Below are 394 nucleotides of genomic sequence, written 5' to 3'. Positions count from 1 at the left end.
ATGTGAAAGCAATGACTGCTCCATATAAATACCCGCGGAAAATTGAATTTGTTGAGGAACTGCCTAAAACAATTTCAGGAAAGATTATGAGAGTGGAGCTGCGGAAAAAAGAACTGGAGAGCGTGGCAAACAAGGTGTGAATTGAGGAGAAGCAGGCGAGGGTGCCTGCTTTTTGTATGAGGGCATATTTTTACGTTGGCGGATATAAAGATTTATTTTGCTTGTCGGTCTTAAACAAGGTGTACTATACTATGTTCAAATTGATATTAAAGGAGCATGGACAATGGGAACGCTTTGGCATGGGGGAAATATTTATACACTGCAGCAGGAAAATGAACAAGTAGAAGCCGTTTATACAGACGGCGGCGTGATTATTGAGATAGGATCATACGAT

General features: G+C 40.9%; 1 protein-coding gene. It reads left to right on the top strand.

The features are described 5' to 3' along the window. The first annotated feature begins 11 nt into the window (after positions 1–11). Entirely contained in the window at positions 12–140 is a 129-nt protein-coding gene (locus tag OQ279_RS18570) for a hypothetical protein (protein ID WP_503167776.1), read from the top strand. Positions 141–394: the final 254 nt, after the last annotated feature.

It is taken from the genome of Salinimicrobium profundisediminis, assembly GCF_026241755.1.
GTDB lineage: Bacteria > Bacteroidota > Bacteroidia > Flavobacteriales > Flavobacteriaceae > Salinimicrobium > Salinimicrobium profundisediminis.
The sequence above is the reverse complement of the archived record's forward strand: the minus strand, read 5'-3'. Positions and strand labels throughout refer to the sequence as shown.

What these genes read in the sequence shown, in the direction of transcription:
- OQ279_RS18570 (WP_503167776.1), top strand. Translation starts at nt 12, where the DNA reads ATGACTGCTCCATATAAATACCCGCGGAAAATTGAATTTGTTGAGGAA.